We start from the raw sequence: 5055 nt of genomic DNA, 5'->3' as shown, positions 1-5055 counted from the left end.
CCGCCGCCCAGCGCCCCGCCCACGGCGGCCGCCGACAGCTTCGAGGCCGCCGTGGGCGGGGCGCTGGGCGGCGGTTTGGGGGCCTATGTGGGCAACGAGCTCGGCGGCGATGGGGGTGCGGTGACCGGTGGTGCGCTAGGCGCTGCTGCCGGTGCTGCCGTCGCCACTCAGAACGACGCGGACCACCGCGACGGGGCCGCTCCTAGCTATCCCCGGGCCTTCCCGGGCAAGTCGAAGGGCCGGTCCGCACGTGGCTGCCCGCCGGGACTCGCCAAGCAGAGGCGCTGCTGGTAACGACGCTTGATGCTTTTCATCCGCCGGCGTTCGTGCGCGCTGCAACGGCGCCGGTGCGCCAGCGAGGCCCTGCAGACCGACACACAGGCGCGTCGGGCTTCACGCTTCCGGCTGGGTCGCCGCCTCTGCCCTGCGCGTGCGCCGGGGCCTGCTGAGGCGGGGAGTCCTGGTCCCGGCGCTGTGTTGCCGCCTCACAGCAATGCGACCGCCTTGATCTGAATCCAGACCTGCTGCCTGGGCGCTAGGCCCAGCTGGTCCGCCGAGCGGCGGGTGACTCGGGAGATGACCGGTTTGTCGTCCACGGCGAGCCGCACCAGGCACAGGGCCGGGTGGGCGTCGTCGCCGAGGGAGACCACTTGGGCGGGCAGGGTGTTCAGGATGCTGGTGCCCTCTTTCGGCTCGTGGGCGATGCTCACGTCCCGGGCGAGGATGCGAATGCGGGCGTGGTCGCCGAGCTTGGCGCCGGTGTCGCGCACCCAGAGGCTGGTGTTGCAGCAGGCCACCCGCAGCAGGTGCCAGCGCTCGTCGCGCTCGGCCACATGGCCGTCCAGCACCACGCCGGCGTCCTCGCCGAGGCGGATGGGCAGGTCGAGCCGCGCCAGGGTGTCGTTGAGCGCTCCGCTCGCCTGCACGCGGCCGCCGTCCATCACCACCAGGTGATCCGCCAAGCGCGCGACCTCGTCCGGGGCATGGCTGACGTAGAGCACCGGGATGTCCAGGTCGTCGTGCAGGCGCTCCAGGTAGGGCAGGATCTCCTGCTTGCGCGCCAGGTCCAGTGCCGCCAGCGGCTCGTCCATCAGCAGCAGCTTCGGGGTCACCGCCAGCGCCCGGGCCATGCCGACGCGCTGGCGCTCGCCGCCGGAGAGCGCCGCGGGCCTGCGCTGCAGCAGGTGGCCGATGCCGAGCAGCTCGACGGCGTGCTCCAGGCTGAACTGCGCCGCGCGCCGATCTGCGCTGCGGCTGCGTTTTTGGCCGTAGCGCAGGTTGCCGAGCACCGTCAGATGCGCAAACAGGCTCGCCTCCTGGAAGACATAGCCGATGGGCCGGCGGTGGGTCGGCACCCAACTGTCGCTGTCCTGCCAGACATCGCCGTTGACGCTGAGCCGGCCCGTGGCCGCGTGCTCCAGTCCGGCGATGCAGCGCAGCAGCGTGGTCTTGCCGGAGCCGGAATGGCCGAACAGGGCCGTGACCCCGCGGGCGGGGAGCTGCTCGTCCACGTCCAGCGAGAAGCCGGGCCATTCGATACGGAAGCTGGCGTAGATCATCGGCTCAGCGCCTCCCGCGATCCGGCCGCCAGGCGTAGAGCGCGAGCAGCACCACGAAGGAAAACACCAGCAGCACCGCGGACAGCCGGTGGGCGTTGCCGTATTCCAGCGCCTCGACATAGTCGTAGATCTGCACCGAGGCGACCCGGGTCTCGCCGGGGATGTTGCCGCCGATCATCAGCACCACGCCGAACTCACCGACGGTGTGAGCGAAGCTCAGGATGCCCGCGGTGACGAATCCCGGCAGCGCCAGCGGCAGGGCGACGGTGAAGAAGCGGTCCAGCGGCGAGGCGCGCAGGGTGGCCGCGGCCTCCAGCGGGCGCTCGCCGATGGCCTCGAAGGCGTTCTGCACCGGCTGCACCATGAAGGGCAGGGAGTAGAACACCGAGCCCACCACCAGCCCCCAGAAGGTGAAGGGCAGGAGCCCGATGCCCAGCGTCTGGGTGAGCCAGCCCACCGGCCCGTTCGGGCCCATGGTCACCAGCAGATAGAAGCCCAGCACCGACGGCGGCAGCACCAGCGGCAGCGCCACCACGGCGCCCACGGGTCCCTTCCAGCGCGAGCGGGTGCGCGCCAGCCACCAGGCGATGGGCGTGCCGACGAGGAACAAAATCAGCGTCGTCACCGTGGCCAGGCGCAGGGTGAGGGCGATGGCTTCGAGGTCGGTGGGGGAGAGGAGCATGGAAAGTTTGAAGTTTGAAGTTCGAGCGGCTTTCGGCTGGAAAGCTTTGGATTCTTTGGGCTGGAGTACGGGGTACGGAGTACGAAGTACGGGGGCCGCAGCAACCGCGTGCGTCACCCCAGTGCGTCACCCCAGTGCGTCACCCTCTGTGCAGTTGGCTGGATGAGGCAAGGCGGTGCCGACGCATCGACGTCCTCTGTTGGGGTGAGATGCCGGCCGACGTCCGCTGCTCGGGCGCCCTCCGATTCTTGGCCCGGATGACCACTGAATGAGCTGCCCCAAGCGCGGTCCTACGCGGCCGTGCCTCGCAGCCGGCGTCGTACTCCGTACTCCGTACTTTCCTCACTCCGTCAGATATCCAAACCCCCGAATCACAGCCTCGGCCTTCTCCCCGCGCAGATACTCGACCAAAGCCGTCACCGCCGGGTTGTCCGCGCCGCGCTCCAGGATCACGGCGTCCTGGCGGATGGGCGCGTGCAGATCGCCGGGGACGATCCAGCCGGAGCCCTTGGTGATCTCACCGCCCTCCATGACCTGCGACAGGGCCACGAAGCCGATATCGGCATTGCCGGTGTCGACGAATTGATAGGCCTGGGCGATGTTCTCGCCCATGACGAGCTTGGGCTCGATGGCTGCTTCGACGTCCAGCGCCTGCATGGTCTCCACCGACGCCTCGCCATAGGGGGCAAGCTTGGGGTTGGCGATGGAGAGCTTGTTGAAGTCGCCGGACTCGAGCAGGGACGGGCCGTCCTCGACCTTGTCGGCGTCCGCGGACCAGAGCACCAGGGAGCCGATGGCATAGGTGAAGCGCGAGCCGTCCACGGCAACGCCTTCCTCCTCCAGCAGTTCGGGGCGCCGCTGATCCGCGGCCAGCAGCGCCTCGAAGGGCGCACCGTTCTTGATCTGGGCATAGAGCTTGCCGGTGGAGCCGTAAGAGGCTCTCACGGTGTGCTCGGTATCGCCTTCGAACAGGTCGATGATCGCCTTCATGGGCGCCGTGAAGTTGGCGGCCACCGCGATCTGCGCTTCGCCGGCGGCGGCAGTGCCGATACCGCAGGTGGCGAGGAGGCCGGCGGTGAGGATGAGCGGGCGGATGCTTGGCATGGCGGACTCCGGAGTGAGGTTTGCGGAAAAGATGGCGACTGCGCACGCCGGTGCTGCTCTGACTGTCGCGATATAGCGACGGACATAACGCAGTCCAGACTTCCTCCTGGTATGCAGACTGCATGCCGGATCGGCGTGGCGTTGTGCTGGTGCCCGCCGGACCTGTGTCCGGGGCTGTGCCGGCGCGCCACGCCAACGCAACATTCGCGAGGAGATAGCATGAAGATCAGCGCACGCAATCAATTCCGCGGCAAGGTGGCTCGTGTGACGCCGGGGGCAGTCAACGCCGAGGTGGCGGTGGCCCTCGCGGGCGGCGAAGAGATGGTCGCCGTCGTCACCAACGAGAGCGTCAACTCATTGAATCTAAGAGATGGAGGGGAGGTCGTCGCCCTAGTGAAGGCATCTTCGGTGCTGGTGATGACTGACGATTCGGGCCTGCGTCTGTCGGCGCGGAACAGCTTCAAGGGCAAGGTCACCGCCCTGGAGACGGGGCCGATCCATGCCGCCGTCACCATCGGGCTCCCGTCGGGTGAAGCGGTGCACGCCACCGTTACGCACGCTGCCTGCGACGCGTTGGGGCTCGCCGAGGGTGTACCAGCGACGGCCGTGATCAAGGCGCCGCAGGTCATCCTCGGCGTGCCCGCCTGAACGCGCTATATGCACCAGAATATAGCGCTCGATCGCCGCCAACGGCGCCCGGTGTGCGCCGATGGTGCGCCCGGGCACCGTGCCGGCGGCTTGTCGGCTTCGCCACAATCCCGACAGCTGCCGCGTCTCAACTCCGACGGAACCGACCCATGCCTGTACCGACACCCCCCGTCCTGAGCGACCATGAGCTCCACCAGCTCCTCGCCGAGGATGTCCCTTTCGGCGACCTCACCACCGAGTCCCTCGGCATCGCCGCTGCGCCCGGTGCCATCCGCTTCTTCGCCCGCGATCCCATGACCGTCTGCGGCGTCGAGGAGGCGGTGCGCATGTTGGAGCTCTGCGGCGCCGAGGCCCAAGCCCACGCGGTCTCCGGCGACGACGCGCCGCCGCAGACCCTGCTGCTGGAGGCTCACGGCAGCGCCGGCGCCCTGCACCGCGCCTGGAAGAGCGCCCAGACGCTGATGGAATGGTGCAGCGGCATGGCAAGCCGCGCCGCGGAGATCGTCGCCGCCGCCCGCCGCGGCGACCCGGACACACTGGTGGCCGGCACCCGCAAGAACGTACCCGGCAACCGCCGCCTCGCCGTCAAGGCGTTCAAGGCCGGAGGTGCGGTGATGCACCGCAACGGTCTCTCGCAGACCCTCCTGATCTTCGCCGAGCACCGACAGTTCCTGGGGGACGAAACGCCGGCGGAGACCGTGCGGCGGCTGCACCGCCTGTGCCCGGAGAAGCGCGTGGTGGTGGAGGTGGCGACACCGGACGAGGCCCTCGCCTGGGCCGATGCCGACGTGCTGCAGCTGGAGAAGTTTCCGCCGGAACAGGTGGCCGAAGTGGCGGCGCGGCTCGAGGAACAGGGCTCGCAGGCCGTGGTCGCGGCCGCCGGCGGCGTCAATGCCGGTAATGCCGAGGCCTATGCCCGCGCCGGGGCGCGGCTGCTGGTGACCACGGCACCGCATCTGGCGCCGCCGCGGGATGTGCAGGTGCGGTTTTGTTCGAGTGGCGAGTAGCGAGTAGCGAGTAGCGAGTAGCGAGTAGCGAGGCGCTAGGCGCTGGGGCTGGGGG

Annotated in this window: 6 protein-coding genes; 3 read left to right on the top strand and 3 right to left on the bottom strand. The window is 69.3% G+C overall.

Going from position 1 to position 5055, the window contains the following annotated elements:
• Positions 1-294, top strand: a 294-nt coding sequence (locus tag CKO31_RS25255; protein WP_200243433.1) for a hypothetical protein, incomplete at its 5' end; no start/stop codon positions are given.
• A 191-nt stretch (positions 295-485) separates the two neighbouring features.
• On the opposite strand, the gene modC is transcribed toward CKO31_RS25255, so the two are convergent.
• The 3 genes from modC to modA form a co-directional block, all read right to left on the bottom strand.
• A complete protein-coding gene (modC, locus tag CKO31_RS25250; RefSeq protein WP_200243432.1) occupies positions 486-1559 on the bottom strand; it encodes a molybdenum ABC transporter ATP-binding protein in 1074 nt (357 codons plus the stop codon).
• A 4-nt stretch (positions 1560-1563) separates the two neighbouring features.
• Positions 1564-2241, bottom strand: a complete 678-nt coding sequence (gene modB / locus CKO31_RS25245; RefSeq protein WP_200243430.1) for a molybdate ABC transporter permease subunit — start codon at positions 2239-2241, stop codon at positions 1564-1566.
• A 342-nt stretch (positions 2242-2583) separates the two neighbouring features.
• Positions 2584-3345: a molybdate ABC transporter substrate-binding protein gene (modA, locus tag CKO31_RS25240; RefSeq protein WP_200243427.1), complete on the bottom strand. Its 762-nt coding sequence runs from the start codon at positions 3343-3345 to the stop codon at positions 2584-2586.
• A 219-nt stretch (positions 3346-3564) separates the two neighbouring features.
• Between modA and CKO31_RS25235 the strand changes: the two genes are divergently transcribed.
• Positions 3565-3993 (top strand): TOBE domain-containing protein, encoded by a 429-nt coding sequence (locus tag CKO31_RS25235; RefSeq protein ID WP_200243425.1) that lies wholly within the window; start codon positions 3565-3567, stop codon positions 3991-3993.
• Between the two features lie 149 nt (positions 3994-4142).
• On the top strand, positions 4143-5000 hold the full coding sequence (modD, locus tag CKO31_RS25230; RefSeq protein ID WP_200243423.1) for a ModD protein: 858 nt from the start codon (positions 4143-4145) through the stop codon (positions 4998-5000).
• Positions 5001-5055 lie beyond the last annotated feature (55 nt).

It is taken from the genome of Thiohalocapsa halophila, assembly GCF_016583825.1.
Lineage (GTDB): Bacteria > Pseudomonadota > Gammaproteobacteria > Chromatiales > Chromatiaceae > Thiohalocapsa > Thiohalocapsa halophila.
Note: the sequence above shows the minus strand (reverse complement) of the source record. Positions and strands in the feature narration are given on the sequence as shown.

Excerpts from the sequence above, each read along its gene's own strand:
- modC (WP_200243432.1), bottom strand. The coding sequence starts at position 1,559 with ATGATCTACGCCAGCTTCCGTATCGAATGGCCCGGCTTCTCGCTGGAC.
- modB (WP_200243430.1), bottom strand. The coding sequence starts at position 2,241 with ATGCTCCTCTCCCCCACCGACCTCGAAGCCATCGCCCTCACCCTGCGC.
- modA (WP_200243427.1), bottom strand. The coding sequence starts at position 3,345 with ATGCCAAGCATCCGCCCGCTCATCCTCACCGCCGGCCTCCTCGCCACC.
- CKO31_RS25235 (WP_200243425.1), top strand. The coding sequence starts at position 3,565 with ATGAAGATCAGCGCACGCAATCAATTCCGCGGCAAGGTGGCTCGTGTG.
- modD (WP_200243423.1), top strand. The coding sequence starts at position 4,143 with ATGCCTGTACCGACACCCCCCGTCCTGAGCGACCATGAGCTCCACCAG.